General features: G+C 63.7%; 21 protein-coding genes. 6 read left to right on the forward strand and 15 right to left on the reverse strand.

Features of this window, described 5'->3' with window-relative positions:
• Nucleotides 1–114: 114 nt before the first annotated feature.
• The 5 genes from AC1DVW_RS21060 to AC1DVW_RS21080 all read right to left on the reverse strand — a co-directional run bounded on the left by AC1DVW_RS21060 (nt 115) and on the right by AC1DVW_RS21080 (nt 5,954).
• The gene (locus AC1DVW_RS21060; RefSeq protein WP_477271693.1) at nt 115–1,779 is read right to left on the reverse strand and encodes an ABC transporter substrate-binding protein; all 1,665 of its coding nucleotides are present in this window, start codon (nt 1,777–1,779) and stop codon (nt 115–117) included.
• Between the two features lie 264 nt (nt 1,780–2,043).
• Entirely contained in the window at nt 2,044–3,228 is a 1,185-nt protein-coding gene (locus AC1DVW_RS21065) for a mandelate racemase/muconate lactonizing enzyme family protein (protein ID WP_477325591.1), read from the reverse strand.
• A gap of 1 nt (nt 3,229) precedes the next feature.
• Nucleotides 3,230–4,336, reverse strand: coding sequence for a mandelate racemase/muconate lactonizing enzyme family protein (locus tag AC1DVW_RS21070; protein WP_477325593.1), 1,107 nt, complete (start codon nt 4,334–4,336; stop codon nt 3,230–3,232).
• 28 nt (nt 4,337–4,364) lie between these two features.
• Entirely contained in the window at nt 4,365–5,057 is a 693-nt protein-coding gene (locus AC1DVW_RS21075) for a GntR family transcriptional regulator (protein ID WP_477325595.1), read from the reverse strand.
• A gap of 108 nt (nt 5,058–5,165) precedes the next feature.
• Nucleotides 5,166–5,954, reverse strand: a complete 789-nt coding sequence (locus tag AC1DVW_RS21080; protein WP_477325597.1) for a HalD/BesD family halogenase — start codon at nt 5,952–5,954, stop codon at nt 5,166–5,168.
• Nucleotides 5,955–6,055: 101 nt separating this feature from the next.
• On the opposite strand from AC1DVW_RS21080, the gene AC1DVW_RS21085 reads away from it, so the two are divergent.
• A complete protein-coding gene (locus AC1DVW_RS21085) occupies nt 6,056–6,994 on the forward strand; it encodes a LysR substrate-binding domain-containing protein (protein ID WP_477325599.1) in 939 nt (312 codons plus the stop codon).
• A 9-nt stretch (nt 6,995–7,003) separates the two neighbouring features.
• Here AC1DVW_RS21085 and AC1DVW_RS21090 read toward each other — a convergent pair whose 3' ends face one another.
• From AC1DVW_RS21090 to AC1DVW_RS21100, 3 genes are read right to left on the reverse strand one after another with little or no spacing between them, the layout of a single operon-like run.
• A complete protein-coding gene (locus AC1DVW_RS21090) occupies nt 7,004–8,158 on the reverse strand; it encodes an efflux RND transporter periplasmic adaptor subunit (RefSeq protein WP_477325601.1) in 1,155 nt (384 codons plus the stop codon).
• A gap of 15 nt (nt 8,159–8,173) precedes the next feature.
• A complete protein-coding gene (locus AC1DVW_RS21095; protein WP_477325603.1) occupies nt 8,174–11,353 on the reverse strand; it encodes an efflux RND transporter permease subunit in 3,180 nt (1,059 codons plus the stop codon).
• The gene (locus AC1DVW_RS21100; protein ID WP_477325605.1) at nt 11,347–11,604 is read right to left on the reverse strand and encodes a hypothetical protein; all 258 of its coding nucleotides are present in this window, start codon (nt 11,602–11,604) and stop codon (nt 11,347–11,349) included. Before AC1DVW_RS21100 ends, AC1DVW_RS21095 begins: the two co-directional genes overlap by 7 nt.
• A 248-nt stretch (nt 11,605–11,852) precedes the next feature.
• Here AC1DVW_RS21100 and AC1DVW_RS21105 point away from each other — a divergent pair, with 248 nt between their 5' ends.
• Entirely contained in the window at nt 11,853–12,443 is a 591-nt protein-coding gene (locus AC1DVW_RS21105; RefSeq protein WP_477325606.1) for a TetR/AcrR family transcriptional regulator, read from the forward strand.
• Nucleotides 12,444–12,741: 298 nt separating this feature from the next.
• Here the strand turns inward: AC1DVW_RS21105 and AC1DVW_RS21110 are convergent, their stop codons facing one another.
• From AC1DVW_RS21110 to AC1DVW_RS21140, 7 genes are all read right to left on the reverse strand, one after another.
• Entirely contained in the window at nt 12,742–13,764 is a 1,023-nt protein-coding gene (locus AC1DVW_RS21110) for a LacI family DNA-binding transcriptional regulator (protein ID WP_477244008.1), read from the reverse strand.
• A gap of 150 nt (nt 13,765–13,914) precedes the next feature.
• Nucleotides 13,915–14,709 carry an ATP-binding cassette domain-containing protein gene (locus AC1DVW_RS21115; protein WP_477325608.1) on the reverse strand — a complete coding sequence of 265 codons (795 nt, stop codon included), beginning with the start codon at nt 14,707–14,709 and terminating at the stop codon, nt 13,915–13,917.
• Between the two features lie 3 nt (nt 14,710–14,712).
• A complete protein-coding gene (locus AC1DVW_RS21120) occupies nt 14,713–15,699 on the reverse strand; it encodes an ABC transporter permease (protein WP_477325610.1) in 987 nt (328 codons plus the stop codon).
• A 118-nt stretch (nt 15,700–15,817) separates the two neighbouring features.
• Nucleotides 15,818–16,750, reverse strand: coding sequence for a substrate-binding domain-containing protein (locus AC1DVW_RS21125; RefSeq protein ID WP_477325612.1), 933 nt, complete (start codon nt 16,748–16,750; stop codon nt 15,818–15,820).
• 233 nt (nt 16,751–16,983) lie between these two features.
• Nucleotides 16,984–18,018, reverse strand: coding sequence for an ABC transporter permease (locus AC1DVW_RS21130; RefSeq protein WP_477325614.1), 1,035 nt, complete (start codon nt 18,016–18,018; stop codon nt 16,984–16,986).
• Nucleotides 18,015–19,559 (reverse strand): sugar ABC transporter ATP-binding protein, encoded by a 1,545-nt coding sequence (locus tag AC1DVW_RS21135; protein WP_477325616.1) that lies wholly within the window; start codon nt 19,557–19,559, stop codon nt 18,015–18,017. Before AC1DVW_RS21135 ends, AC1DVW_RS21130 begins: the two co-directional genes overlap by 4 nt.
• Nucleotides 19,560–19,663: 104 nt before the next feature.
• On the reverse strand, nt 19,664–20,821 hold the full coding sequence (locus tag AC1DVW_RS21140; RefSeq protein WP_477325618.1) for a fumarylacetoacetate hydrolase family protein: 1,158 nt from the start codon (nt 20,819–20,821) through the stop codon (nt 19,664–19,666).
• A 244-nt stretch (nt 20,822–21,065) separates the two neighbouring features.
• Here AC1DVW_RS21140 and AC1DVW_RS21145 point away from each other — a divergent pair, with 244 nt between their 5' ends.
• The 4 genes from AC1DVW_RS21145 (at nt 21,066) to AC1DVW_RS21160 (ending at nt 25,222) form a co-directional block, all read left to right on the forward strand.
• Nucleotides 21,066–22,343: an NAD(P)/FAD-dependent oxidoreductase gene (locus AC1DVW_RS21145; RefSeq protein WP_477325620.1), complete on the forward strand. Its 1,278-nt coding sequence runs from the start codon at nt 21,066–21,068 to the stop codon at nt 22,341–22,343.
• A gap of 67 nt (nt 22,344–22,410) precedes the next feature.
• Nucleotides 22,411–23,298: an ABC transporter permease gene (locus AC1DVW_RS21150; protein WP_477325622.1), complete on the forward strand. Its 888-nt coding sequence runs from the start codon at nt 22,411–22,413 to the stop codon at nt 23,296–23,298.
• Nucleotides 23,295–24,167, forward strand: coding sequence for an ABC transporter permease (locus tag AC1DVW_RS21155; RefSeq protein WP_477271725.1), 873 nt, complete (start codon nt 23,295–23,297; stop codon nt 24,165–24,167). The genes AC1DVW_RS21150 and AC1DVW_RS21155 overlap by 4 nt, the downstream gene beginning before the upstream one ends.
• Entirely contained in the window at nt 24,152–25,222 is a 1,071-nt protein-coding gene (locus AC1DVW_RS21160; protein ID WP_477325624.1) for an ABC transporter substrate-binding protein, read from the forward strand. The genes AC1DVW_RS21155 and AC1DVW_RS21160 overlap by 16 nt, the downstream gene beginning before the upstream one ends.
• Nucleotides 25,223–25,237: the final 15 nt, after the last annotated feature.

Below are 25,237 nucleotides of genomic sequence, written 5' to 3' on the forward strand. Positions count from 1 at the left end.
AACGATGGATAGTCCCACAACGGCAAAGTTACACGTCAGGCGGGCGAGCCCCGCCTTGCCACGCAACTGCCAGCCCCAACGCGGGGCTGGCAGTTCCGGCTTCCCTCTTTCCGCTCAGGCCTTAGATGCTCCGCTGAGGAAGAGCTGCGACATGGCCGTCGGCTGCACGCCGGCGACGCCTTTCAATGTCGCCGTCAGATAGTCGTAGAAATAGCCGAACAGGACCGGCGTTTCTTCGAGCAGCAGGGCCTGGATCTTGCCGGCGTCCGCCTTTTGCGCTTCGAGATCAAGGGCTGCGATGTAGCTGGTCGCCAGCGTATCGTAGTCTTTGTTCTTGAAGTGCGCCGCATTCCAGGTGCCGTCGCTCTTCAGCGGTGCGGCCAGGAACACGTTCGGCACGCCACGGTGACCGTAGTCGGTGATGCCCATCACCGAATCCAGCCAGTTCGATTTGCCGAACACCGCATCGCCGTAATAGGCGCCCTGGTCGAGGATGTTGAGTTCGAGCTCGATGCCGATCTCCTTGACCCAGTTCTGGATCAGCTGGGCGTATTCGGGGATTTCCAGATAGCGCTCGGTGGTCAGCGTCACCTTGAAGCCAGCACCTGCGCCCGCCGCTTCCATCAGCTGCTTGGCCTGCGCGATATCCTGCTTGCGCTGCGGCACGCTCGGATCGGTCGAGGGGTATGCGGAGGCGAACGGGCTGTCGTTGCCGGCCACGCCCCGGCCCTTCATCAGGCCGGCCACCAGCTTGTCGCGGTCGAGGCAGAGCGCAATGGCGCGACGCACGCGCGGATCCTTGAACGGATCGGAATCGCAGCGCATGTGCACCTGCTGATGCGCCACCGATTTCAAGCTGATGATGTCGATGTTCGGATCGCTGAGCAGGCCGACGCCGGCCAGCACCGGCAGCTGGTTGATGATGTCGACCTGACCGCCCTGCAGCGCCAGGATCATTGGCTGCGTGTCGGCAAAGAAGGTGAACTCGGTGCGATCGGGCAGCGCCTTCTCGCCCCAGTACCCATCATTGCGGACGAACGACGCGCCGACCTTCGGCGTGTATTTCTCGAGCTTGAACGGCCCGGTGCCGTCGAAGCTCTTTTCGTAGTCGCCCTTGTAGCTCGCCGGCAGGATCACGGCGTTGTAGTTGTCGGACGACAGCATGTAGGGGAAGTTGCCGTTCGGCGCATCGAGATGGAATTCCACCGTATAGTCGTCGACCTTCTTGGTCGCGCCCTTCTGCAGGATACCGCTGAACACCGACAGCGCATTGGACGAGTTCGCCGGATCGGCGAGCCGGTCGATGCTGGCCACGACGTCGTCGGCTTTCATCTCGCCGCCTGAGTGGAATTTCACGCCCTTGCGCAGCGTGAAGGTCCACACCGTGCCGGTGTCGTTCGGCTTCCAGCTTTCGGCGAGCGACGGCTGCAGCACCAGGTCCGGGCCGTCGACGCAGAGGAATTCGGCGACCTGCTGCAGGACGACGAGGCCGCCGGCATCGGCGATGGTCACCGGGTCGATCGCCGCGGCGGGCACGCTGCTGGCGACGCGGATGGTGGCACCGGCTGCGCCCGCGGCACGGGCCAGCGACGGCATGGCGCCGAAGCCGGCGGCAGCGCCGATGCGGCCGAGCAGCGGCAGCGACAGGCCGAGCAGGCTGCCGTGGCGGATGAAATCGCGGCGGCTGACCCGGCCATCGACCAGTCCATCGATCAGGTGGTTTTCGAGCGGCGAGCGGCTGCGCCGGATGAAGTCGAGAATGCGATAATTGTTGCTCATGGGTTTAACCCTTTCCCCTGTGTTTTTGTAACTACGAACGCTCTTTGTGATTGACGAGTACCGTGGATGTTCTCCGTATCCCGGGCGTCAATGAGGTCTGCTGACCGGGACTGTAGCATGCGATCTTTGCTGGTCCATCCGGTCCTTAGCGAGGAGAGACCGGATTTGCTTAAGGCACTGCTTCCACCCGTTCCGTCCTGCATTCCGGTCGAAATCCGGCTGCAGCTTCTGTTTTCTGGTGTCCGTCTTCTCTGTGTCCTCCTCCTAGTTCAGCGGCAGGCGGCGATAGGTCCCGGGCTTCACCGGATCGTGATATTTGTTGCAGGACCCGTTCTCGGCAAAGTCGCGGTGGCAGGCGGCGAGGTTTGCGCGCGACAGGGTGACGCCGAGGCCGTGTCCCTCGGGCACCCGCACGACATTGTTCCTCGGCGAGAACGGCCCTTCCTCGATGACGTCCATCGGCAGCATGCGAAACAGCGACTGGTTCGGCTCCCTGATCCAGCCAAGTGCCGCGCACAGATGCAGATAGGCGGCGCTGCCAATGCCGCTGTCGCCGCTGTAACACCAGTAGTCGATGCCGGAATGCTCGCAGGCGCCGACGAAGCGCAGCATGCGGCCGATGCCGCCATGCACGGTCGGGTTGCCGACAAAGGCGTCCGGAACCTTGGCTTCCATGGCGCGCGCAATGTCGATGTTGTGGGTAGAAAACGGGATCGAGCAATGGCGGCGCAGTTCGCGCATCTCCTCGATGGTCGCCACCGGGTCTTCCCAGTTGCGCACGCCGAGTTCTTCGAGCGGTCGCGCCAGCCGCCGCGCCGTCGCCAGCGAATAGGCCTGGTTGGAATCGATGCGGATCATTGCCTCGTCGCCGAGCTTTGTGCGGATCAGTTCGACCATCTTCAGCGAGACTTTCGGATCCTGCGTCGAGAACTTGCCCTCGAAGAACGTCGTCCCATAGGTCTCGTGCAGTTCGACGCAATAGTCGGCGACTTGCTCCGGCGTCGTCTCGCCCTTGACCTTTGGTCCGTCGCCGCGCAGTGAGAAATAATCGGTGAACGGGATATCCTTGCGCACCGCGCCGCCGAGCAACTGGTAGAGCGGCTGCTTCCACGCCTTGCCGCGCAGATCCCAGAGCGCCATCTCGATGGCGCCGAAGGCCATGATGCGGGTGCGGTCGTTGATCGACTGCACGCCGGTCCAGAAGGGCAGGCAGACTTCTTCGGCCCCGGCGATGTCGAAAGCGTCGCGGCCGACCAGTCGTGCCGCCAGAACGTCATTGATGATCGCCGCGGCGGCCGGTGTCGGCGCCTCGCCGAGGCCGATGAGGCCGTCCTCGGTTTCGACCTCGACGATGGTCGGTGAGAAGCCGTCGAGCTCGCCGAACACCCAGGCGTAGGGCGCTTCGAGCCGCAGGTTGATGGGGGTCGCATGGATGCGGCGGATTTTCATCTCAGCCGCCGATTTCGAAGAAGGGCTTGCCGAGCAGGTCAGGCAAGACATCGATGCCGAGGCCCGGGCCGTCCGGAATGCCCATGCGGCTGCCGGTGACCGGCGGCTTGTTGGAGGCGGTGCGCACCGTCACCCATTCGTGGAAGGCGATGGCGTGCAGCCGGCGTTCCTCCGGCGTCGACAGCGACAGATGCGCCATGGCGGCGGTGTCGATCTCGGCTCCGCCGGTATCCTCGACGGTGATCATGAAGCCGAGGTCGACGGCAACGTCGCGGATCTGCCGCGTCTTGCTGACGCCGCCAAGCCGCGAGATCTTCAGCGTCAGCCCATCGGCCGCGCCCAGGCGATGTATTTCCAGCATCGCCTCGAGCGACGTGACGGATTCGTCGAGCACCATCGGCTTGTCGAGCATGCGGCGCACCGACATGTTCTCATCGATCGTGGTACAGGGCTGCTCGAACGTGTAATCGATAGCGCGCGTTGCGTCGGCAAACTGGCGTGCCTGATAGGGCGTCCAGCCGGCATTGGCGTCGCAGAAGATGACCGTGCCCTTCGGTACCGAAGCGGCGACCGCGCTGACGCGCTCGATGTCGTCATGGACGTTACCGCCGACCTTGACCTGCAGCCGGTGAAAGCCCTGGGCGACGATGCGCTTGGCGAGGGCCGCCATGGCGTCGACGCTGCCATGGGTGACGACCTTGTAGAGCTCCGCCGTCTCGCTCTCGCGTCCGCCGAGCAGCGTGACCAGCGGCACGTCGGCGGCACGTGCCGCGAGATCCCAGCAGGCCATGTCGAGCGCCGACTTGATGTAGGGATGGCCCTTGAACACCGTGTCCATTAGCCGGCCTATGCTGGCCAGGCCGCGCGGATCCTGGCCGATGAGATGCGGCGCAATCTCGACGACACCGGCGCGCGTTCCGGCGGGGAAGGCGGCGGAGTAAAAATTGCCGAGCGGCGCCATCTCGCCCCAGCCGGTGACGCCGCTGTCGGAGGTTATGGCGACGATCACCGCGTCGAAGGCGTCGGCCTCGCGCCCTTTGGACATGCGGTAGGGCCCGTCCACGAAGGGCTGCACGACATGGTAGGCTTTTATGGTTTTGATCCGCACGTATCTGTCCGTTGTCTACGATGGCTGGTCAGGCGCCCCTTGAGGGGCGCTGTTCGAGGCTGCGTGCATAGGAAAGCAGCTGTTCGTAATCGAGGTGGATATGCTCGCGGGCATGGCGCTGGGCAGCACCCATGTCCGTGCCCTTCAGCAAGCGCACATAGGTCTCGTGCACATCTTCGGCCGGCACCGGCTCGTCGCGCGCATGCTGGTGCAGCGCGAAATACATTTGCAGCCGGCTGGTCAGCCGCTGCCAGGTTTCCAGAAGCACCGAATTTTCGGCCCATTCATAGATCAGGCCGTGCAGTTGCAGCGCCGTTTCGATCTGCCTTGTGGTGTCGAGGTTGCGGGTCGCCTGCTTCACCGCTTCGTGGCGCCGGTCAAGCTCATCGAAGAAACGCTGGTCGCGCTGTGGCCATGTCCGTTCGATGGCGAACTCGTCCAGCACCTGGTTGAGCGAATACGCATCGTCGATGTCCTTGGCGGTGACATCGATGACGAAGGTGCCGGCATAGGGGATGCTGGTCAGGATGCCTTCCTGCACCAGCTCGCGCATGGCCTCGCGCAGGGGCGCGCGGCTGACGCGCATCTGTTCGGAAATCCTGAGCTCATTGAGCTTCTGGCCTGGTTGCAGTTGGCCGGTCAGGATCGCGCGTCGCAGCAGCGCCACGATTTCGGCGCGTCGCGTCGTGTCGGCAATCGGGCTGAAATCCGTCGTCACCATCCGGCCCACTCCAGCGAGAACAGAAGGGAAGACAATCAGATTGTCGACAATCTAACAAGAGGTCATTTTTGGATTCTTTCGTCCGGTGGCATGTCGGCCTCTTTGGCCTCAAGCCGCCCGGCCGTAGAAGCCAACGCGCTCCTCGTTGCTAAACATCACACCCGGCTTCTCATAGTAGGAAAACACCGCGATCATCCGCTCGCGCTCGCCTTCGACGGTAGTGACGCGATGCGCGGTGTTCTTGCCGCGGAAGACATTCAGCGTGCCCGCCTTCATGCGCAGGATTTTTGCCTCGGGGTCGCGGCCTTCGAGCAGTTTCGCCACGCCGTCATAGTTGGGGTTGTCGTCCGAGCGGAGATCGGTGCGGTATTCGAGGTCGCCGCCGCGCTGTGAGGCCTGCAACAGCAGCGTGGTGGTAAATTCCGAACGGTCGAAATGCCAGTTCAGCGCTTCGCCGGCGCGGTAGCCCATCACATTGGTGCGCGCCAGCGGATCCTCCATCACATGCAGCCTGGTCTTGCCCATCGCCGCCGCTAGGAAGTGCAGAAGCGGTTCGTATTCGTAGATGGCGAGTACGACGCTGCCGGGGATCTGATCGGCGCACACCGTATGGCTGACGGTCTCGACCTTGCGCAGCGCCGGATGGTCGGGCGCAAGCTCCGGAATGTCAGGCTTGAAGTAGATGTTGTGCATGCGCTTGTGCACATGCGAGTCGGTGTCCATCACCGGCTGGATTTCCCCGACCGCTCTTTCGGCGACGCCGGGCCGCAGAAATCCTTCCAGATTGAACATGCCGTCGGCTGCCAGCGCCGCTCTGGAGGTTTCCACAAGGTGCTTCCATTCGGCGCTGCCTTCACGGTCGAGCGGGTAGCGGTCCAGGTCGAGAATGTCTTTCATGTCTCTTGCTCCAAGGCTGAGACCACAGAAGACGGCAAAAAAATCTTTCTCTCAACGCGGAAAATTATTAGGGTTGCGAAAGAAAAACCTATGGTGACAAGATGGAACGACTGCCGCCCCTCAATGCGATCAAGGCCTTCGAAGTCGCGGCGCGTGCCGGCAGCTTCACGCTCGCGGCCGCCGAACTCGGTGTTTCCTCCGCCGCGGTCAGCCAGCAGATCCGCAATCTCGAAAGCTGGTTCGGCAAGCAGCTTTTCGTGCGCACCGGCAACCGCATCGCGTTGACCGATGCCGGCCACGCCATCTATCCGCAGACCGCGCGCGCCTTGGGCGACATCGCGGCGATCGGGCAGCGCATGCTGGAAGGGACTTTGAGAACCCGTCTCGTCGTCAGCGTGCCATTTTCGCTGGCCGAACTGTGGCTGGCGCCAAGACTGGCCGTGCTGCTCGAAGCCTTTCCGCATATGGCGATTGACGTCCGCGTCGAGGATGACCCGGTCGATATTGCGCGCCAGAACATCGACCTGCGCATCAGCTATGGCGACTATCACTATCCCGGCTTGAAGCTCGTCCGCCTCGTCCATGACGACGTGCTGCCGGTCTGCGCACCGGAATTCTGGCGTCGGCACGGCAACGGCGCATCTGGCCTCGCCGAACTGCACGAAAGTCAGTTCATCCACACCAACTGGGGCCCGAACTATGCCACGCATCCGAGCTGGGCGGACTGGTTCGCGGCCTCGGGAGGCAGCCGTTCGCCCGATCCTTCGCATGGACGGCGCGTCGGCCTGTCCAGCCTAGCGATTGCCTCGGCAAGGCTGGGTCTGGGCATAGCCCTTGGCCAGCGGGTCATGGCCAGCGCCGATCTGGAAGCGGGGCGCCTCATCGCGCTCTCACCCGTGTCGGTGCGGCTTGGTCATCCCTATTGCGCCTTCATGCCCGCCGCCAAGGCCGATCGCGCCGATGTGGCCGGGCTCGTCGAACTGCTCAGCAAAACGGCGCCCTCGGTATGGGAACCGAGGGCGCCAGACGACCTTGTCTGATGGGGGTTATCAGCTGGCCGGTTTCTCCTGAGGCAATGGCGAGATCGGCATTCCGGGCCCGATCTTCTGCAGATTGCCTGTGATCACCTGGTCGCCTTCGGCCACGCCGCTCAAGATAGCCACCAGATCGCCGTTGATCGGGCCGAGCGAAACGATGCGCTGGTCGACCGTGTTGCCCTTGCCGACGACGTAGAGATATTTGCCGAGCTGGCTCGAGCCCAGCGCCGTCTGCGGCACCATCAGCGCATCGGGCTGCTGCTTGATGTGCAGCCTGACCCGAACATATTGGCCGGGCAGCAGCGTGAACTTGCCGTTGCCGATCGTTGCCCGCGCCGTGATGGTGCCGGTCGAGGGATCGATCGTGTTGTCGATGAAGGTAAGTTCGCCCTTCTGGCGCGCTTCGGTGTCGCCGGGCAGCAGGATGTCGACGTCGATCGGTCCCTCGGCGCGAGCTTCCTCGATCTGCGCCAGATCGGTTTCGCTCGGATTGAAGGTGACGTAGATCGGGTCGAGCTGCACCAGCGTGTTGAGCACGGTGCCGGCGACGCTGACCAGCGTGCCGACCGACGCCTGATTGCGGCCGATGCGGCCGGCGAACGGCGCCTTGATTTCGGCATAGCTCAGATTGAGCTCTGCCGTCCGCACGGCGGCCTGGTTGACGGCCAGCGACGCCTCCGCCTCGCGCAAGGTGCTGGTGCGCTGGTCGAACGCGTCCTTGGCGATGTACCCGCTCTTGGCGAGCTCGCTGCCGCGGCCGAGATTGGAACGGGCATAGTCGAGCGTCGCCGTGTCGCGCTGCACCTGCGCCTTCGCCTGGTCGAGGGCAGCCTGGAAATCCTGCGGGGCGATCCTGTAGAGAAGGTCGCCTTGCTTGACGTCGACACCGTCGGCGGCAGCCTGCTCCTGCAGATAGCCCGGCACACGCGCCTGCAGCGTGATGCTGCGGATAGGCTCGGTGCGGGCGGCATAGTCGAGATAGATCGGGATCGTCTTCTTGACGACGCTGACCACCGGCACTGGCATGACAAACGCCGCCGGAGCCGGCGTCGCTGCCGCCGTACCGGCATTGAGGCTGAGATTGCCCATGTCGAGCCAGTGAACGCTCGCCACCGAGATCGCCCCCAGGGCGACCGCCGCGCCCAACGCGATTTTCCATTTACGCATGATCAGTCTCCAATCCTATTCGGCCGCTTGCGCCAGGGGCGCGTAGACGGGTTCGGCAGTTGGTTCAGTTGGTTCCGAAACGGCGGCTTCACCGTCGCTGCGGCGCTCGCGCAGCTGTTCGATCACCGCGTAGAAGACCGGCACGAACACCAGCGACAGGATGGTCGCTGCGACCATGCCGCCAAAGACGGTGGTGCCGATCGATTGACGGCTCGCGGCGCCTGCACCGGTGGCAAACATCAGCGGCAGCACACCGAGGATGAACGCAAACGCGGTCATCAAGATCGGCCGCAGCCGCAAGCGTGCCGCTTCCATCGCAGCATCGACGATGCTCAGGCCCTCCTCGCGCCGGCGTCGGGCAAACTCGACGATCAGGATGGCGTTCTTGGCCGCCAGCCCGATCAGCATGACGAAGCCGATCTGCGAATAGACGTCGATCTGCATGCCACGTACCCACAGCACGGCGAAGGCGCCGAACAGCGCCAGCGGCACCGCCAGCAGCACCATGAACGGCATCGCCCAGCTCTCATACTGCGCGGCGAGGATCAGGAAGACGAAGACGATGGCCAGCCCGAAGACGACCGACGCGATCGAACCCGCCTTGAGCTCCTGATAGGTGATGCCGGTCCACTCATAACCGAAATCCCTCGGCAGGGCCGTCGCCGCTGCGCGTTCCATGGCCGCCACCGCCTGGCCCGAGGAGAAGCCCGGTGCGGCCCCGCCGTTGATCAGCGCCGATGCATTGTTGTTGTAATGCGGGACGGTCTCCGGGCCGACGATCGGCACCAGTTTGCCAAGCGTGCTCAGCGGCACCATGCCGCCCGATGCATTGCGCACGTAGAGCCGCGAAATGTCGGCCGCACCGGCGCGCGCATCCTTGTCGGCCTGCATCGTCACCCGGAAGGTGCGGCCGAACAGGTTGAAGTCGTTGACATAGAGCGAGCCGAGATAGATTTGCAGCGTGTTGAACACATCCGGCAGGTTGAGGCCGAGCAGCTTGGCCTTGTTGCGGTCGAGCTCGTAGTTGAACTGCGGCGTCGAGGTCGAGAACGACGAGAACAGCTGTTGCGGGTTGAGCTCGGGCTGCTTGCGCGCTTCGGCAAGCACAGCCTGCGTCGCATCGTTGAGCGCAATGGCGCCGCGACCGGTCAGGTCCTCGACCTGGAATTCGAAGCCGCCGGTGGTGCCGATGCCGGGGATCGACGGTGGATCGAAGCTCAGCGCAAAGGCTTCCGGTATCTGCAGCAGCTTGTTGCGCACCTCGGCGACGAGCTTCGAGGCGCTCTGGTCCGGTCCGCGTTCATCCCATGGCTTGAGGATGGCGAACTCGACCGCCGAGTTCGACTGCGCGGCGCTGGTCAGGAAGTTCAGGCCTGAGATCGAGCCGACGATATCGACGCCGGGTGTGTTCTGCAGGATGTCGCGCGCCTTCTTGGCCACCGCGTCTGTGCGCTCCAGTGCGGCACCATCGGGCAGTTGGATGACGACGAAGAAATAGCCCTGGTCCTCGACCGGAAGGAAAGTCGAAGGCAGGCGCTGCCAGACGAAATAGGTGGCGACCAGTCCGGCCGCGAACAGGCCGAGCATGATCCAGCGCAGACGGATGAGGATGCGTACGCCATGCGCATAGGCATGCGACAGCCTGTCGAAGCCCGTGTTGAACCAGCGGAACGGGGCGAACTGTGTCTCGCCGCGATGGCGCAGGAAGGCGGCGCTGAGCGCCGGGCTGAGCGTCAGCGAGTTGAAGGCCGAGATGCCGACAGAAATCGCCACCGTCAAAGCAAACTGATTGTAGAGGCGCCCGGAAACGCCGGGAATGAAGGCGACCGGCACGAACACGGCCATCAGCACGGCGGTGGTGGCGATGATCGGGCCGGTGACTTCGGCCATCGCCGCCTTTGTCGCGGCCAGCGGCTTGAGGCCGGCCTCGAGTTGTCGTTCGACGTTTTCGACCACGACGATGGCGTCGTCGACGACGAGGCCGATGGCCAGCACCATGCCGAGCAGGCTGAGCATGTTGAGCGAGAAGCCGAGCATCTCCATCACCACCAGCGTCGCGATCAGCGACACCGGAATGGCAATGGTCGGGATGATCGTGGTGCGCCAGCTTTGCAGGAAGATGAACACCACCGCGACCACCAGGATCAGCGCCTCGCCGAGCGTGATCAGCACGTCATGCATCGAGGCCGAGACGAAGCGCGTCGTGTCGTAATGCATGGCGTAGCTGACGCCCTTGGGGAAACGGCCCGACAGTTCCTGCATCTTGTCCTTGACGCGCTGCTGCAGATCGAGCGCGTTGGACCCCGGCATCTGATAGACGGCGAGCACCACCGTCGGGTCCTTGCCGAAGAAGGCCGACGACGAATATTGCAGCGCGCCGAGTTCGATGCGGGCGACGTCGCGCAGCCGCACCAGCGAGCCGGAAGCCGCATTGGCGCGCACGATGATGTCGCCGAATTCCTTCGGGTCGCTCAACCGGCCGACCGCATTGACCTGCATCTCGAAGGCGGTGCCGGCCGGCGCCGGCGATTGGCCGATCTTGCCGGCCGCCACCTGGACGTTCTGCTCGGCGATGGCGTTCTGCACATCGACGGCGGTGATGCCGAGATTGGCGAGCTTGTCGGGGTCGAGCCAGATGCGCATCGAATAGCGCCGCTCGCCGAAGATCTGCACGTCGCCGACGCCGGGCAGGCGCTTCAGCGGATCGACCACCTGCAGATAGGCGAGGTTGCTTAGCGCCACCGGATCGACGGAGCCGTCCGGCGAGGTCAGGTCGACGATCAGCACGAAGTTCGGGTTCTGCTTCTTGATCGTCACGCCGCCCTGGTTGACGATCGCCGGCAGCGAGGACGCCGCCTGCGACACCCGGTTCTGGACGTCGACGGCGGCGGTGCTCAGAGAGTAGCCGACGTCGAAGGTGATGGTGATCGTCGACGAGCCGTCATTGGAGCTGGACGACGACATGTAGGTCATGCCCTGGACGCCGTTGATCTGCTGCTCGAGCGGCGTCGTGACGGTGTCGGCGACGACTTGCGCACTGGCGCCGGGATAATGGGCGCTGACCACGACCTGGGGCGGGGTGATGTCGGGAAACTGCGAGACCGGCAGCAGGAAATAGCAAATCGTCCCGGCGAGCACCATGATGATGGCGATCGCCGAGGCGAAGATCGGACGGTGGATGAAGAAGTTCACCATGAGACGCACGCCTCGCCAAATGCCTTCGCTTCACCAAACGCTCTGGCAACCTTGGACAGTCGCCGGCTGCGCCCCGAACCCGGGTCCGCCAGAAAACCCGACGGCGCCTTGCGGCTCAGGCCCTGCTCATCGGCCAGGGACCGCAGCATCGCTTCGAACGACTGCGGGTCGACACGGTCCGCCTTCATCACCAGCCGGATCATCGGATCCCGGATGGCTTCATCGATCGTCAGATCCTTGCGCTGCAACATTGGGAGCGGCTCCTTGGCTGGCGATTCGCATCGGATGATCGCGAACCGTTTTTTGTCGTTCTCACCGGCCGAAGCCGCATGACTTGCAGTTTTCCTGCCCTATTTCGTCTCGGCAGGGCCCTGCGGCGATACTGTCGTTGACGGGAGGCAATATGGGTGTTACCAGTAAGTAACATTCGTGACGTTACAGACCGGTAACACCCTAGTCAAGAGGCGCACCGGATTTTTAGGGAGACAAGGAGACTTCGATGGCAGACGGCACTTCGGAACGCGTGCGCCCCCGGGATCGAATCCTGGAGACGGCGCAAGACATGTTTCACAAGCATGGCATCAAAGGCGTCGGCGTCGACGCCATCACCGAAGCCGCCGGCACCAACAAGATGACGTTGTACCGTCATTTCGAATCCAAGGACGATCTGATCATCGAATGCCTGCGCGCCACCGCGTGCAAGGCCGGCGCGATGTGGGATGCATTTGAGGCTCAGCACCCCGGCGACAAGCTTGCGCAGCTGCACGCCTGGGTCAGCAAGGCCGCCGATATGCTCAGGGCCGATGGCCGCGGTTGCGACATGGCCAATGCCGCCGTCGAGTTGAGCGAGACCGACCATCCGGCCAGACGCGTGATCAAGGAGCTCAAGGAAGCCCAGCGCGATCGCCTTGTGACGCTGTGCCGAGATGCCGGCATCGGTCAGGCGGAACTGCTCGCCGATACATTGTCGCTGTTGCTTGAAGGCGCCCGCGTCAGCCAGCAAAGCGTCGGCGCCGAAGGCCCCAGCGCGCAGTTCGTGCGCATGGCGGAAGGGCTCATCGCCTCTTTTAGGGGCGCCGCGGCAAGATAGTTGCCGCCAAAGGTTCCGACTTTCCCGCCCTCTTGCCGCTGAAACTTCAGGCCAGAACGAAAAAAGCCCGCTGCCGGGAGGAGGTGGCAGCGGGCTCGATTTCGAATGAGACGCGGGAGGAGGTGCGCCGCATTCAGCGTCGGCATCGCATCTGGGAGGAGTAGATGGCCGACACCCATATAATTACGGGCTGCTTAATGATTCGGCAACCATAAAAGTTGCATAGCAGCTGTGCAGATTTGCGGCATCTGCCCCGATATGTCGTACAAATCCGCAAAAAGCGGCCTTCGCCGCGAATTCACTGCACCGGCACGTTTTCCTTGAAGATCAGCCGTGGCTCGATGAATTTCTTGGTCAGATAGGGCGCCGATGAGGCGATTGAGCCGAGCAGGCGAATGACCGATTGCTCGGCGATCAGCCGCGCATTCTGGTCGATGACGACATCGAGCAGGTCGTCGACGAGGTAGCCGCGCGTTTCCCTGGTCAGATCGTGGCAGATGAACACCGGCTTCTTCTGGGGCTTGGCTTCGCGCAGCGCTTTCGCCACGCCCGAACGTCCGGCGCCGACGCAATAGATGCCGAGCAGTTCCGGCTCGTTGTGCAGCGCCTTCATCGTCGCGGTGTAGCTGCCCTCCGGCTCGTCGTTGATCTCGACCGCGCTGGTGATGGTCAGGTTGGGGAATTCCTCGTTCAGCACCGAACGAAAGCCCATTTCGCGCTCCTCGTGTCCGCGATAGGAGCGCGAGCCGACGACCATCGCCAGATGACCGGTACGCCCCGCCAGGAAGCGCCCCATCAACAATGCCGCGGTGCGCCCGGCCACCCGGTTGTCGATGCCGACATAGGCCGAGCGCGGTGCTGCTGGAACGTCGGACACCAGCGTGACGAGGCGTATGCCGGCGTCGACGATCTCGCGCAGTATGTTGCGGGTTCTCGGATGGTCCACAGCAATGACGCCGACGCCGTTCGCCCTGAGCGAGAGGTTTTCGACGGCCGCCTGCAATGCGCCCGGCGAGATGCCGGCGAGATTGTGGATGCGGCAGGAAGCGACAAGCGGCAGGCGCGCCGCATAGTCCTCGATGTGGCTGGCCAGGTCGATCATGAAGGCGTTGCTGCCGATCGGCAGGAAGAATTCGAGATGCGCCGGCCGCGACGGCAGCGTCACCTGGTCGACGACAGGCAGATAGCCGAGCTGCTTGGCCGCCTCCATCACCCGTTGCCGGTTGGCAGCGCTGGCGCCCGGACGATTGTTGAGCACCCGGTCGACGGTCGCCGTCGACAGGCCGCAGCTCCTGGCGATGTCCGAAACGGTGGCTTTCATGGTCACAGTCATAGAGCATGATCCCGAAAAGTGGGAACCGGTTTACTCGGACAAACGGGAACCGTTTTGTCCCAAAGATCATGCTCAACAAAGAGTTAGAGCTGATGCGATCCCGTGCCAGACAACGATGTAAGCAGCCGGGATGACTGCTCAGCCCGGCCGCTGCGTGCCTTCGACGACGGCGTCGTGGATCTCCTTGTCCGACATGCCAGTGATGATCCGTTCGACCTCGGCGACATTGGTCTTCTTCGGGTCGATGTCGTCGGCGACCACCTTGCCCCGGCGCATGACGACGATGCGGTCGACCACCTGAAAGACGTGATGGATGTTGTGGGCGATGAAGATGCAGGAATGACCGGAATCACGGGCGCTGCGCACGAAGCTCAGCACGCCTTGCGTCTCGGCGACGCCAAGATTGTTGGTCGGCTCGTCGAGGATGATGAGGTCGCTGTCGAAATGCATGGCGCGTGCGATCGCCACCGCTTGCCGCTCGCCGCCCGACAGCGAGCCGATCGGCGTCGTCGGCGGGATGCTTTTCGAGATGCCGACCTGCTTGAGCAGGTCACGGGCAACGACGTTCATCGCCTCCTGGTCCATCCGGTTGAGGAAACGCGGCGGCTTGATCGGCTCGCGCCCGAGAAACAGATTGCGGGCGATCGACAATTGCGTGACCAACGCCGAATCCTGATAGATCGTCTCGATGCCATGGGCGATGGCGTCGCTGGTGCTGCGCAGGTTCACCTTCTTGCCGCGGATGAAGATGTCGCCGCTGGTCAGTGGCACCGCACCCGACAAAACCTTGATCAGCGTCGACTTGCCGGCGCCATTGTCGCCGAGCAGCCCGACGATCTCCCTTTCGTTGACATGGAAATTGGCGTCCTCGAGCGCCTGCACGCGCCCGTAGGACTTGCGGATGTTTTCCATGCGGATAAGCGGTTCAGCCATGGTTCAAGTCCCTGCCTGATGCCGGCGTTCCAGCCATGAATGAAGCGCCATCATGCCGAGGATGATGGCACCGATGAAGATGTTGTAGGCAAGGCCGGGCACGCCGATCAGCACGATGCCGTTGCGCATCACGCGCAGGATCAGGATGCCGAGCACGGTGCCGATGATGGTGCCGCGTCCGCCGGTCAGCGCCGTGCCGCCGATCACCACCATGGCGATGACTTCGAGCTCGTAGCCGGTGCCGCTGTTGGGGTTGGCCGCCGAGGTGCGCAGCGAAGAGATGACGCCGGCGAATGAGGCCATCAGTGACGACAGCACGAACAGGCCGATCTTGACGCCGCTGACATTGACGCCGCGCGCCCGCGCAGCACCTGGGTTGCCGCCCGCCGCCTGGATCCAGTTGCCGGTCCGGCTCTGCGTCAGCACATAGCCGAGCGCTATTGCCGCGGCGATGAACCAGAACAGCGACATGTAGATGCGGAACGGGCCGATGAAGAAATCACCGACCAGCGCCTCGGCCAGCCAGCTGCCTTCGGCGCTCCAAGTTCGTTGCGGAAATCCGTCGGTGACGAACAAAGCGGTGCCGCGCACCACCAGCAGCATGCCGAGCGTTACCAGGAAGGACGGGATCTTGAGCTGCGTCACGAACCAGCCATTGACCAGCCCGATGAAGGCGGCGACCAGCAAGGCAACGACGAAGCCGACCTCCAGCGAGGTGACGCCGCTGTTGAACAGCGTCCACATCAGCACCGGCGAGAAACCGAACAGCGATCCGACCGAGAGGTCGAATTCGCCCGATGTCATCAGCAATGTCATCGCCAGCGCAATCAGGCCGAGCTCAACGGTGAAGGCCAGTATGTTGGAGATGTTCTGCGGCGACAGGAAGTCATGATTGAACCCCCAGAACACGGCGAGCTCGATGACCAGCAGCACGAAAGGCCCGAATTCCGGCCTCGCGATCAGGCGTTGGATGAGGGAACGATTTTCCAATTGGGACCCGCGACACAGGATGGGAATTGGCTGAGACCTGCACATTGTGTGTGCAGCCCGGCGGATGGACAAGACAGCCGCGACCGCGGATACGGTCGCGACTGTTGCGTCTCGGATTTTACTTGCCGGACAGGATGTCGTCGTAGACCTGCGCGGTGTCCTTTTCGTAGAGCGCGCCGGTTATGACATTGAAGCCCGGAGGAATGCCGCCGGCGGCCATGGCGGCGAGCGACAGCGCCACATAGCTGGTCGCTTGCGGGTCCTGCCACTGCCCGGCATTGACGTAGCCGTTCAGCACTTCTTGTGTGGTGTCGAGCGAGTTGCCCCAGCCGACGACCGGGACCTCGCCCGGCTTGATGCCGACCTGATCGAAGACCCGCTTGATCGAGCCGGTCACCAGATCGCCGAGGCCGATGATCGCCTTGACCTTGGCCTTGTTGGCGGTGAGGTAATCGACCATGCGGCTGATCACTTCGGCCTGGTCGAGCGTGGCTTCGGTGATTTCATAGGTGATGCCGAGCGGGCCGAAGACGCTCTTGATGCCTTCTTCTTCCTGAACGCCATAAGTGGCGCCCGGGACTTCAACCGGCATCCAGACGAAATCGCCCTTCTTCACCAGGCCCTTGTCGACCAGATATTGCGCCCAGTGCTTGCCGAAAGTGACGTTGTCGCCGCCGACATAGGCGTTGAAGTTCGCCTTCGGGTCGGGCGTGTTGAAATTGATGATCGGGATTTTCGCCGTCCGCGCTTCCTTGACGATCTCGACCAGGCTGCCCGGATCGGGGCTGGTGGTGACGATGCCGTCGGCCTTAGCGGAGATGGCGGCACGAACAGCTTCCTGCTGCGATGCCACGTCGCCATTGTGGAACGAGGTGTTGACGGTGTTGCCGGTGTCCTTCGCCCATTGCTTGGCGCCGGCGAGGAAGTAGGTCCACACCGGGTCAGCCGGGCCGCCATGCGAAATCCAGTAGAAGGTCTTGGCCTGTGCCGCTGCCGGAATGGACAGCGCCACAATCAAGCCTAGCACAAGTAATCGTAGCCTCGCCAGCATTTGCTTTCCTCCCATGTTGAAATGACCTCCGCATCCGACGTTTGATCACGGCAAAGCCCTGATCGCATTCTCTTGCCAGCGCCGATCTGGAACGCAGCAGAGCATTCCCTTTTTCGACGGTTGGCAAGCCTCCATCGATCAGTGAAAGTCAACGCAATCGCAGGCGCCATCAGCGGGCCCATCAGATTGCATCAGTTTGGCTGATATTTGTGTGAGGTTGGCGGCGGCCGGCCTCAGCCGCGCGCGCCGTTCTGCCGGCGCTCGGCGCGCCAGCCGCGCCATGCCCTGCCCAGCCGGTCGACCGCCAGCGCCAGCACCAGCAGCGCGCCGACGGCGAAACTGGTCCATATGGCATCGATGCCGAGCAGAGCGGTCCCGCTCAGCACCGCCTGGATGACCAGCATGCCGATGGCGGCACCGATGACGCTGCCGTGGCCGCCCGACAGCCTCGTGCCGCCAAGCAGCGCTGCGGCGATTGCCAGCAGCGCAAAGCCATTGCCATCATTGGGCGAAATCGAGCCCTGCGCACCGAGATGGACGACGCCGGCGAGCCCCGCAACTGCGCCCATCAGCGCCAGCGCCGTCAGCCGGACCTTGCCGGTCGCGATGCCGGCATGGGCGGCGGCTTCCGGATTGCTCCCTGTCGCCTGTACCCTGTAGCCGAAGCGGGTCCGCTGCAGCACCACCTGCAACGCAAGCGCCAGCAGGACAAAGATCACGACTGTCGCCGGCACGATCCCGAAGGCCTTGCCGGAGAGCGTCGCAAAGAGGCTGCTGCCTCCCGCCGGTGGGGCAATTGCCTGTCCTTTGCCGAGCACCAGCGACAGTCCGTCGATCATCCACCAGGTGCCGAGCGTGACAATGAGGACCGGGACGCGCAGTGCCAGCGCGAGCAGCCCGTTGACGAGGCCGATGCCGGCGCCGAGCGCGACGCCGGCCACCGCGGACAGCCAGGGATCGAGGCCAGCGCTCATCAGCAGCGCGGCAAGCAGCGCCGTGATGTGGAACACGGCAGCCACCGACAGGTCGATCCCGCGAACGGCGAGCACGAACACCATGCCGATGGCGAGCAGGCCGGGCAGGGCGGCCTGCTCCAGCAGCGCGACGAGACTGGCGGGCTCCAGGAAGGGTCGGTGCAGCCAGCCGAGCAAACCGATGAGCACGGCCAGCATAAGGACGACGCCGGTCTCGGTGGGCAGGCGAAAACCCCGCCTTGGCTTGGGCAGGGGCGACCCCGCCAGCCGCGGGGCGGTGACGGTTTCGGTCATGCCGCATCCCTCTGGCTTGTCGCCGCCGGCTCGGCCGGGACGGCTGTCTCGTCACCGGTGATCAGCCTGCGGACCGCACCCGCATCCATGTCCGCGCCCGCCACTTCGCCGGCAAGCCGGCCGCGATGGAAGGCAAGCACGCGGTCGCAAAGCCCAGCCAGTTCGGACATCTCGGTCGAGTGCATGAGCACGATGCAGCCGCTCGCCGCCATCTGACGGATCAAGCCGTAGATCTCCTGCTTGCTGGAAATGTCGATGCCGCGCGCGGGATCGTCGAGCAGCACCACCTGCGGGCCGATCTCCAGCCACCTGGCGACGGCCACCTTCTGCCGGCCGCCGGCCGACAACCTGCCGGCAAGTTCATCGGGACCGCTGCGGACACGCAGTGCCTCGATCTGCCGCGCCGCGCGCTCGGTTGCCGCCGCCGGCGAATACCAGCGCCGCCCCCAGTCGCGCGCGCCGACAACCACGCTGGAGAGGTTGAAGGCGATGGATCTGTCGGGCATCAAGCCGTCGCCGCCCTGGTTCGAGATCAGGCAGATGCTGCGGCGCGCCGCTTCCGTCCGGTTCTTAGGCAGGCCATCGCCATCCGGAAAACGCACCTTGCCGTTGCGCGCCTTGCGCTGCCCGAACAGCATGGCAAGCAGATCCGACACGCCGGAGCCGGCGAGCCCGGCAAGGCCGACGATCTCGCCGGCACGGGCGCTGAAGTCGGCACCGGCAAGCCGGCCTCCGCTCAAGGCTGTCACTGTAAGCTGCGGCCGCAGCGTGCCGGCGATGGTCGACAATGAGCGCAACGGCACCGGGAACAGCGCGTGGCGCAATCGGCCGATCATGGTTTCCTCGGATGCCGTCAGCTCCTGCCGCGCCTTCGACAGCACGTCGCGGCCGTTGCGCATCACCGTCAGTTCGTCGGCGAGGCCAAGTGCTTCCTCCAGCCGGTTCGACACAAAGAGCATGGTCATGCCCCTGGCCTTCAGCCCGTTGAGCACCGAAAACAGCCGCTCGCTCTGGTGCCGGTCGAGCGTTTCGGTCGGCTCGTCGAGCAGGAGCAGCCTCGGGTTCTCCAGAAGCGCCCGGGCGATGTTGACCAGTTGGCGTTCGGCCGCATCGAGTTCGCCGAGCGGAGCGCGGACGTCGACGGAAAGGCCGAGCTGGCGAAGCAGGTCGAAGCTGCGCGCCGCCATCTCGCGGCCCGAGACAAGGCCGCTGCGCAGCGGCTCCCGGTTGACGAAGAGATTGGCGAGCACGGGGCGGTCGGGAAAAAGCGCCGACTGCTGCAGCACCACGCCGATGCCGTGCTTGCGCGCGGCATTCGGACTGTTGAGGGCCACCTTCCGGCCGTTTATCTCGATCGTGCCGCTGCCCGGCCTCAAGATGCCGGCCAGGAGCTTGACCAGGGTCGATTTGCCGGCGCCGCTTTCCCCGACAATGGCGTGGATGGTGCCGCGCCTGGCGGCAAGGCTCATGTCTTCGAGTACGATGGTGCCGCCAAAGCGTTTGGCGACGTTGCGTACCAAGACCAGCGGCGTATCTGACATATGAGCGGCCCCCCGACCGCGCAGCGATCTTGGAGTGATTTGCGTCCGCAGTCACCGGGGTACAACATAATATTGTGTTGATTGCCTCCGGTTCTTCGCCGCCGCTAGATGAGGTCGGCCCGGGCGAGGTCGCGCATGAGATGGCTGGCGCCATAAGTCCAGTGAGGACAGTCGGGCGACAGAAGCACGCGGTTGACCAGCGCACCGAATTTCTCCGACGAGATGGTGACGATGTCGCCGACCTTGTGGGTAAAGCCCTTGCCCTTTTCGCCGCGATCCTTGGACGGCACGAACATGGTGCCGAGATAGAGCGCCAGCCCGTCGGGATATTGGTGATGTGGTCCCATGGCGGCGGCGACCAGTTCTTCCGGCGAGCGGCTGATCTCGGCCATCGAGCTCGCGCCCTCCAGCGAAAACCCGTCCTCGCCCTCGACCTTCAGCCGCACGATGGCCTGCTTCACATCGTCGATCGAGAAATTGTCGTCGAACAGCCGGATGAACGGTCCGAGCGAGGCCGAGGCGTTGTTGTCCTTGGCCTTGCCGAGCAATAGTGCCGAGCGCCCTTCGACATCGCGCAGATTGACGTCGTTGCCGATCGTGGCGCCGACGATGCGGCCGCTGCTGGCGGCGATCATGGCGATTTCCGGCTCCGGATTGTTCCAGGTCGAAACTGGATGCAGGCCGACATCGGCGCCGAAGCCGACCGAGGCCATCGGCTGGCACTTGGTGAAGATCTCGGCGTCCGGGCCGATGCCGACTTCCAGATATTGCGACCAGGCGCCGCGCGCGATGAGTTTGGCCTTGATCTCCATCGCTTCCGGCGAGCCGGGTTTCAGCTTCGACAGATCATGGCCGATCAGCCCGACAATGTCGGCCCGAATGGCATCTGCCTTCTCCGCCGAGCCGCGCGCCTGCTCCTCGATGACGCGTTCGAGCAGGCTGACGACGAAGGTGACGCCCGACGCCTTGACCGCCTGTAGGTCGACCGGGGAAAGCAGATACGGCCTTTTCGGATCGCGAACGGCCTGAAAACTGTTGGCGGCGGTCGCGTCGAGCGAACCGACCGGTCTGCCCTTGGCCGAGCGGACATGGCCGGCTGGATCCGGCAGCTCGCAAACGTCGCGTACAGTGGGTGCCGCGCTTGACGTGATGTCGAAGACCGTGCCGTCGCGCACCGTGACCACCAGCGGATGCGAGGCATCGCTGGCCCTGGCGCGGCCGACGAAAAGGCCCTCAGTCGGCAGCTGCGTCGGGTTCGTCATGGCTTGCAGTCCTCTGCTTGATGGAAAGGCGGCCGGATCGGCGGCGGCACTTTCAACAAATTCCCGGCAAAGGTCTACCCGTCCTGGCGATCCAGACGCGCCCTGTTTTTCAGCCACATTTCGCTTCGCGGGCTGCCCATACACAGCAATCTGTCGACACCGGGGTGAATACCCTCTTTCAAAATAATGAAATCGTCACTAGGATTTTCATTTCGTGACATGCATTCCAGGTGATCCCTTGTCCATGCCGTTTTCCGATCCGATCTGGCAGAAGCCGCAAACGGCAGCCCAATTCCAGTCGTTTTTGCCTGGTGGCCAAACTGCCGATGTCGTCATTGTTGGCGGCGGCATTCAGGGCCTGTCGACGGCCTTGCATGCCGCCCGTCTCGGCATGTCCGTGCAGGTGTTGGACGTCGGCGACATCGGCCAGGGCGCGTCCGGCCTGAATGGCGGCCAGGTCATCCCTGGCCTCAAATACGATCCGGAATGGCTGCTGCAGAATTTTGGTCCCGAACGCGGTGAGGCGCTGGTCAACTTCGCAGCCTCGACGGCGGACGCCGTCTTCGATTTGATCCGCGACGAGAAACTGGCGGTGCCGTTCGTTCGCAACGGCTGGATCCAGGCGACGCATACCGAGACGGCGCTGAAGGCGGCCGCCAACCGGGACCGGCAATGGCGGGCGCGGGGCGCCGATGTCCGGCTTTTGAGCCAGAGCGAGATCGCAGCTAAGACCGGCGCAAAGGGCTATCTCGGCGGCTGGCTCGACCGCCGCGCCGGTGTCATCGATCCGCTCGCCTATACCTCGGAACTGGCCCGGGCCGCCACGACGGCGGGCGTGAAGATAGCCGAGCGCCAGAAGGTGGTGCGGCTTGGCAAGAATACCGGTGGTTGGCGCATCTCGACCGAAAACGGCACGGACTTGCAGGCCAAGGCGGTTGTCCTGGCGACCAACGCCTATACCGGCGGTCTGATCCCAGGCTTGGCTCAGACGATCGTTCCGCTGCATTCGTTCCAGATCGCCACCGCGCCGCTGTCGTCCCATCTGGCGGCCACCATTCTGCCGGAAGGGCAAGCGGTGTCGGATTCGCGCCGCATCCTCGTCTACTATCGCAAGAGCGCCGATGGCCGGCTGGTGCTTGGCGGCCGCGGCCGCATGGCGCTGCCGACCAGCCCGGCCGACTGGGCGCATCTCGAGCGCGCCTTGCGGCGGCTCTATCCGGCACTGGCCGATGTCGCCATCGAGAAGCGCTGGTTCGGCCGGGTGGCGATGACGCCGGACCATCTGCCGCATATTCATGAGCCCGAGCCGGGCCTGCTGGCCGTGGTCGGCTGCCAGGGTCGTGGCCTTGGGCTGATGACCGCGCTTGGCGCGCGCCTTGCGGGCTACCTCCACAGTGGCGATGCCAGGCAGTTGCCGTTCCCGATCTCGCCGATCCGGCCGATCCCGTTCCACGCCTTCCGGCAGGTCGGCGTTGCCGCGACGATCGCCTGGTACCGCATGCTGGATGCGTTCGAGCGCTGATTTATCTTGACAGTTTCATGAATATGAAAAAAGCTTAGATAATTTCAAAATTCCGATGGACAGTCCGATGTCGACCATCGTTGCAACAGAAGCGCCGGCAGCATCCCGGTCGTCTTCGGGGTTCCGCTTCGCCATGCTGCTGCCGGGCGCGCTGGTCACCTTCCTGCTGATCCTGTTTGCGCTTGGCCTCGTGCTTTTCCTTGCCTTCCGCAACAATGACGGTTCGCTGCTCGGCGCCGGTTTCACTTTGGCGAATTTCGTCACCGTGGTGTCCGATCCTCTCTACTGGACTGTGACGCTGCGCTCGCTGACGATTGCCGGACTGGTGACGCTGGCAACGGTCATCACCGCCTATCCCGTCGCCTACTACCTTGCCTTCCATGCCGGTCGGCGCCGCGGCCTGCTGCTGTTTCTGGTAACGCTGCCGTTCTGGACCAGCTACCTCCTGCGCGTCTTCGCCTGGAAGATCGTGCTTGCGTATAATGGCGTGCTGAACTCGGCGCTGATCGAAAGCGGTATCTGGTCCGAGCCGACGCTCGCCTTTCTCAATACGCCGGCTGCGGTGGTCGTCACCCTCGCGCACGCCTATGCGCCCTTCGCCATCCTGCCCATCTATGTGGCGCTGGAGACGATCCCGAAATCGCTGCTCGAAGCCGCGTCCGACCTTGGCGCAAAACCTTTCACCAGCTTCCGCCGCGTCGTGCTGCCGAACTCGATGCCGGGCGTGCTGGCGGCAGCCCTCGTCGTCTTCGTGCCGACGATCGGCGACTATGTGACGCCGGCCATGGTCGGCGGCCCGGCGAGCACCATGATCGGCACGCTGATCCAGTCGGAGTTCGGCAAGGCCAATGACTGGCCGTTCGGCGCCGCACTCTCGGTCGCCGTCATGCTGGTCATCCTCTGCGTGGTGCTGGTCGTGCGCTTCGCCGACCGCCGCTTTGGCAGCCGCACATGAGCGCGGCGCGGACAGAAGATGGCGGCCGCTGGCTCGGCGTCTATGTGCTTGTCTATCTGGTGTTTCTCTATCTGCCGGTGTTGCTGATCCCGCTGTTTTCCTTCAACGATTCGATCCAGGCGGCGTTTCCGCTGCAAGGTTTTACCTTGCAATGGTATGCGACCCTGCTTGGCAATCCGACGCTGTCCGGCGCGCTCGCCAACAGCTTGGTGATCGGTGTGATCGCTGCCTCTGGCGCCACGCTGTGCGGCATCACCGTGTCCTATATGGACCTCTACGGCCGCTCGCCGCTGGCCGCCACGATCAGCGCCATCGCCCGGCTGCCGATCCTGATCCCCGGCGTCATTGTCGGCATATCGCTGCTGATCCTGGTCAATCTCGTCGGCTTCGGCCCGTCGCGCATCGCCATCGTGCTTGGCCACATACTGGTGGGGTTACCGACGACGGTGGTGGTCATGCGCAGCCGCTTCGCCGTCATCCCCAAGACCATCCGCGAGGCGGCCCTCGATCTCGGCGCCTCCGATTGGACGACGTTCAGGCGGGTGATGTTGCCGCTCAGCCTGCCGGCGATCGCCTCGGCCTTCATGCTGTCGTTCCTGATCTCCTTCGATGAGTTCATCGTCGTCTTCTTCCTTGCCGGCACCGAGCCGACGCTGCCGCTCTACATCTGGGCCCAGCTGCGTTTCCCGAAATCGCTGCCGACCGTCATGGCACTGGGCACGGCGATCCTCGCCGTGTCCTTCGTCATTGCCGGCCTTGCCGAATTCCTGCGCCATCGCGGGCTCACCGCCGCTCAACGGCCGGCGCCCGCCATTCCATCCAAACCAGAAGAAACCAAGAGAGGAGAACTGCAATGGCATTCGACTTGAAATCGATATCAGGAAACAAAGCCCGCGCCGGACTGGCCGCCCTGGCACTGGCGCTGTCGTCGACCGTCACGTTGGCGGGCGACAAGCTGCAATATTTCACCTGGTCGGGCTATGAACTGCCCGACTTCAACAAGAGCTTCCTGGCAGCACACCCCGATGGCGTCGAGGCCTCGATGTTCGGCGATGACGACGATGCCTTTACCAAGGTCAAAGCTGGCTTCCGTCCTGACATTGCGCATCCCTGCTACGACAAGGTGGCACGTTGGAACAAGGAAGGCCTGCTGCAGCCGATCGACACCAAGCGCATCAAGAACTGGGATTCGATCTTCCCGGTGTTCAAGAACCTACCCGACATTCAGGCCGGCGACGGCAAGGTATGGATGGTGCCGTGGGACTGGGGCAACACCTCGATCCTCTACCGCACCGATCTGGTGAAGAACCCCGAGGCCAGCTGGAACCTGCTTTGGGACAAGCAATATGCCGGCCGCATGGCGACCATCGACGCCGTGCATGACACACCGGTGGTGGCCGCACTTCTCGCCGGCGTCAATCCGTTCGACATGACGCCGGAGCAAATGGACAAGGTGGCGGAGAAACTGCGCGAGCAGCGCCCGCTGCTCTCCAACTACACCACCGACATGACCTCGGTGGAACAGGCGCTGTCGAGCGGCCAGCTGGTCGCGGCCATGACCTGGAACGCATCGGCCACCTCGCTGAAGAAGCAGGGCGTGCCGGTCGAGTTCATGAAGCCGAAGGAAGGCATGCTGACCTGGTCCTGCGGCTTCGTCATGCTCAAGGACGCCAAGAATGTCGACCTTGCCTACGACTTCATCAACAGCCGGCTGGAAACCGATTCCGGAAAATACCTGATCGAGGCCTATGGCTACGGCGCGTCGACCAGCTCGGCCTTCGCCGCGGTGCCGAAGGAGGAGCTGGACAAGCTGCAACTGCCGTCGGATCCCGAAGTGATGCTGAAGACCACCGTCTTCACCGGACCGATGAAACAGAATGACGACCTCGCCAAGATGTTCGAGAAGGTCAAGGCGGGGGGGTGAGTTGATCTTCCCTTC

It is taken from the genome of Mesorhizobium sp. P3_B5 (assembly GCF_056402815.1).

Coding starts and splice junctions, on each gene's coding strand:
- AC1DVW_RS21090 (WP_477325601.1), bottom strand. CDS start 8,158: ATGCGTAAATGGAAAATCGCGTTGGGCGCGGCGGTCGCCCTGGGGGCG.
- AC1DVW_RS21125 (WP_477325612.1), bottom strand. CDS start 16,750: ATGCTGGCGAGGCTACGATTACTTGTGCTAGGCTTGATTGTGGCGCTG.
- AC1DVW_RS21160 (WP_477325624.1), top strand. CDS start 24,152: ATGGCATTCGACTTGAAATCGATATCAGGAAACAAAGCCCGCGCCGGA.
- AC1DVW_RS21080 (WP_477325597.1), bottom strand. CDS start 5,954: ATGAAAGACATTCTCGACCTGGACCGCTACCCGCTCGACCGTGAAGGC.
- AC1DVW_RS21075 (WP_477325595.1), bottom strand. CDS start 5,057: ATGGTGACGACGGATTTCAGCCCGATTGCCGACACGACGCGACGCGCC.
- AC1DVW_RS21085 (WP_477325599.1), top strand. CDS start 6,056: ATGGAACGACTGCCGCCCCTCAATGCGATCAAGGCCTTCGAAGTCGCG.
- AC1DVW_RS21095 (WP_477325603.1), bottom strand. CDS start 11,353: ATGGTGAACTTCTTCATCCACCGTCCGATCTTCGCCTCGGCGATCGCC.
- AC1DVW_RS21130 (WP_477325614.1), bottom strand. CDS start 18,018: ATGACCGAAACCGTCACCGCCCCGCGGCTGGCGGGGTCGCCCCTGCCC.
- AC1DVW_RS21115 (WP_477325608.1), bottom strand. CDS start 14,709: ATGGCTGAACCGCTTATCCGCATGGAAAACATCCGCAAGTCCTACGGG.
- AC1DVW_RS21105 (WP_477325606.1), top strand. CDS start 11,853: ATGGCAGACGGCACTTCGGAACGCGTGCGCCCCCGGGATCGAATCCTG.
- AC1DVW_RS21110 (WP_477244008.1), bottom strand. CDS start 13,764: ATGAAAGCCACCGTTTCGGACATCGCCAGGAGCTGCGGCCTGTCGACG.
- AC1DVW_RS21060 (WP_477271693.1), bottom strand. CDS start 1,779: ATGAGCAACAATTATCGCATTCTCGACTTCATCCGGCGCAGCCGCTCG.
- AC1DVW_RS21100 (WP_477325605.1), bottom strand. CDS start 11,604: ATGTTGCAGCGCAAGGATCTGACGATCGATGAAGCCATCCGGGATCCG.
- AC1DVW_RS21140 (WP_477325618.1), bottom strand. CDS start 20,821: ATGACGAACCCGACGCAGCTGCCGACTGAGGGCCTTTTCGTCGGCCGC.
- AC1DVW_RS21135 (WP_477325616.1), bottom strand. CDS start 19,559: ATGTCAGATACGCCGCTGGTCTTGGTACGCAACGTCGCCAAACGCTTT.
- AC1DVW_RS21065 (WP_477325591.1), bottom strand. CDS start 3,228: ATGAAAATCCGCCGCATCCATGCGACCCCCATCAACCTGCGGCTCGAA.
- AC1DVW_RS21150 (WP_477325622.1), top strand. CDS start 22,411: ATGTCGACCATCGTTGCAACAGAAGCGCCGGCAGCATCCCGGTCGTCT.
- AC1DVW_RS21145 (WP_477325620.1), top strand. CDS start 21,066: ATGCCGTTTTCCGATCCGATCTGGCAGAAGCCGCAAACGGCAGCCCAA.
- AC1DVW_RS21155 (WP_477271725.1), top strand. CDS start 23,295: ATGAGCGCGGCGCGGACAGAAGATGGCGGCCGCTGGCTCGGCGTCTAT.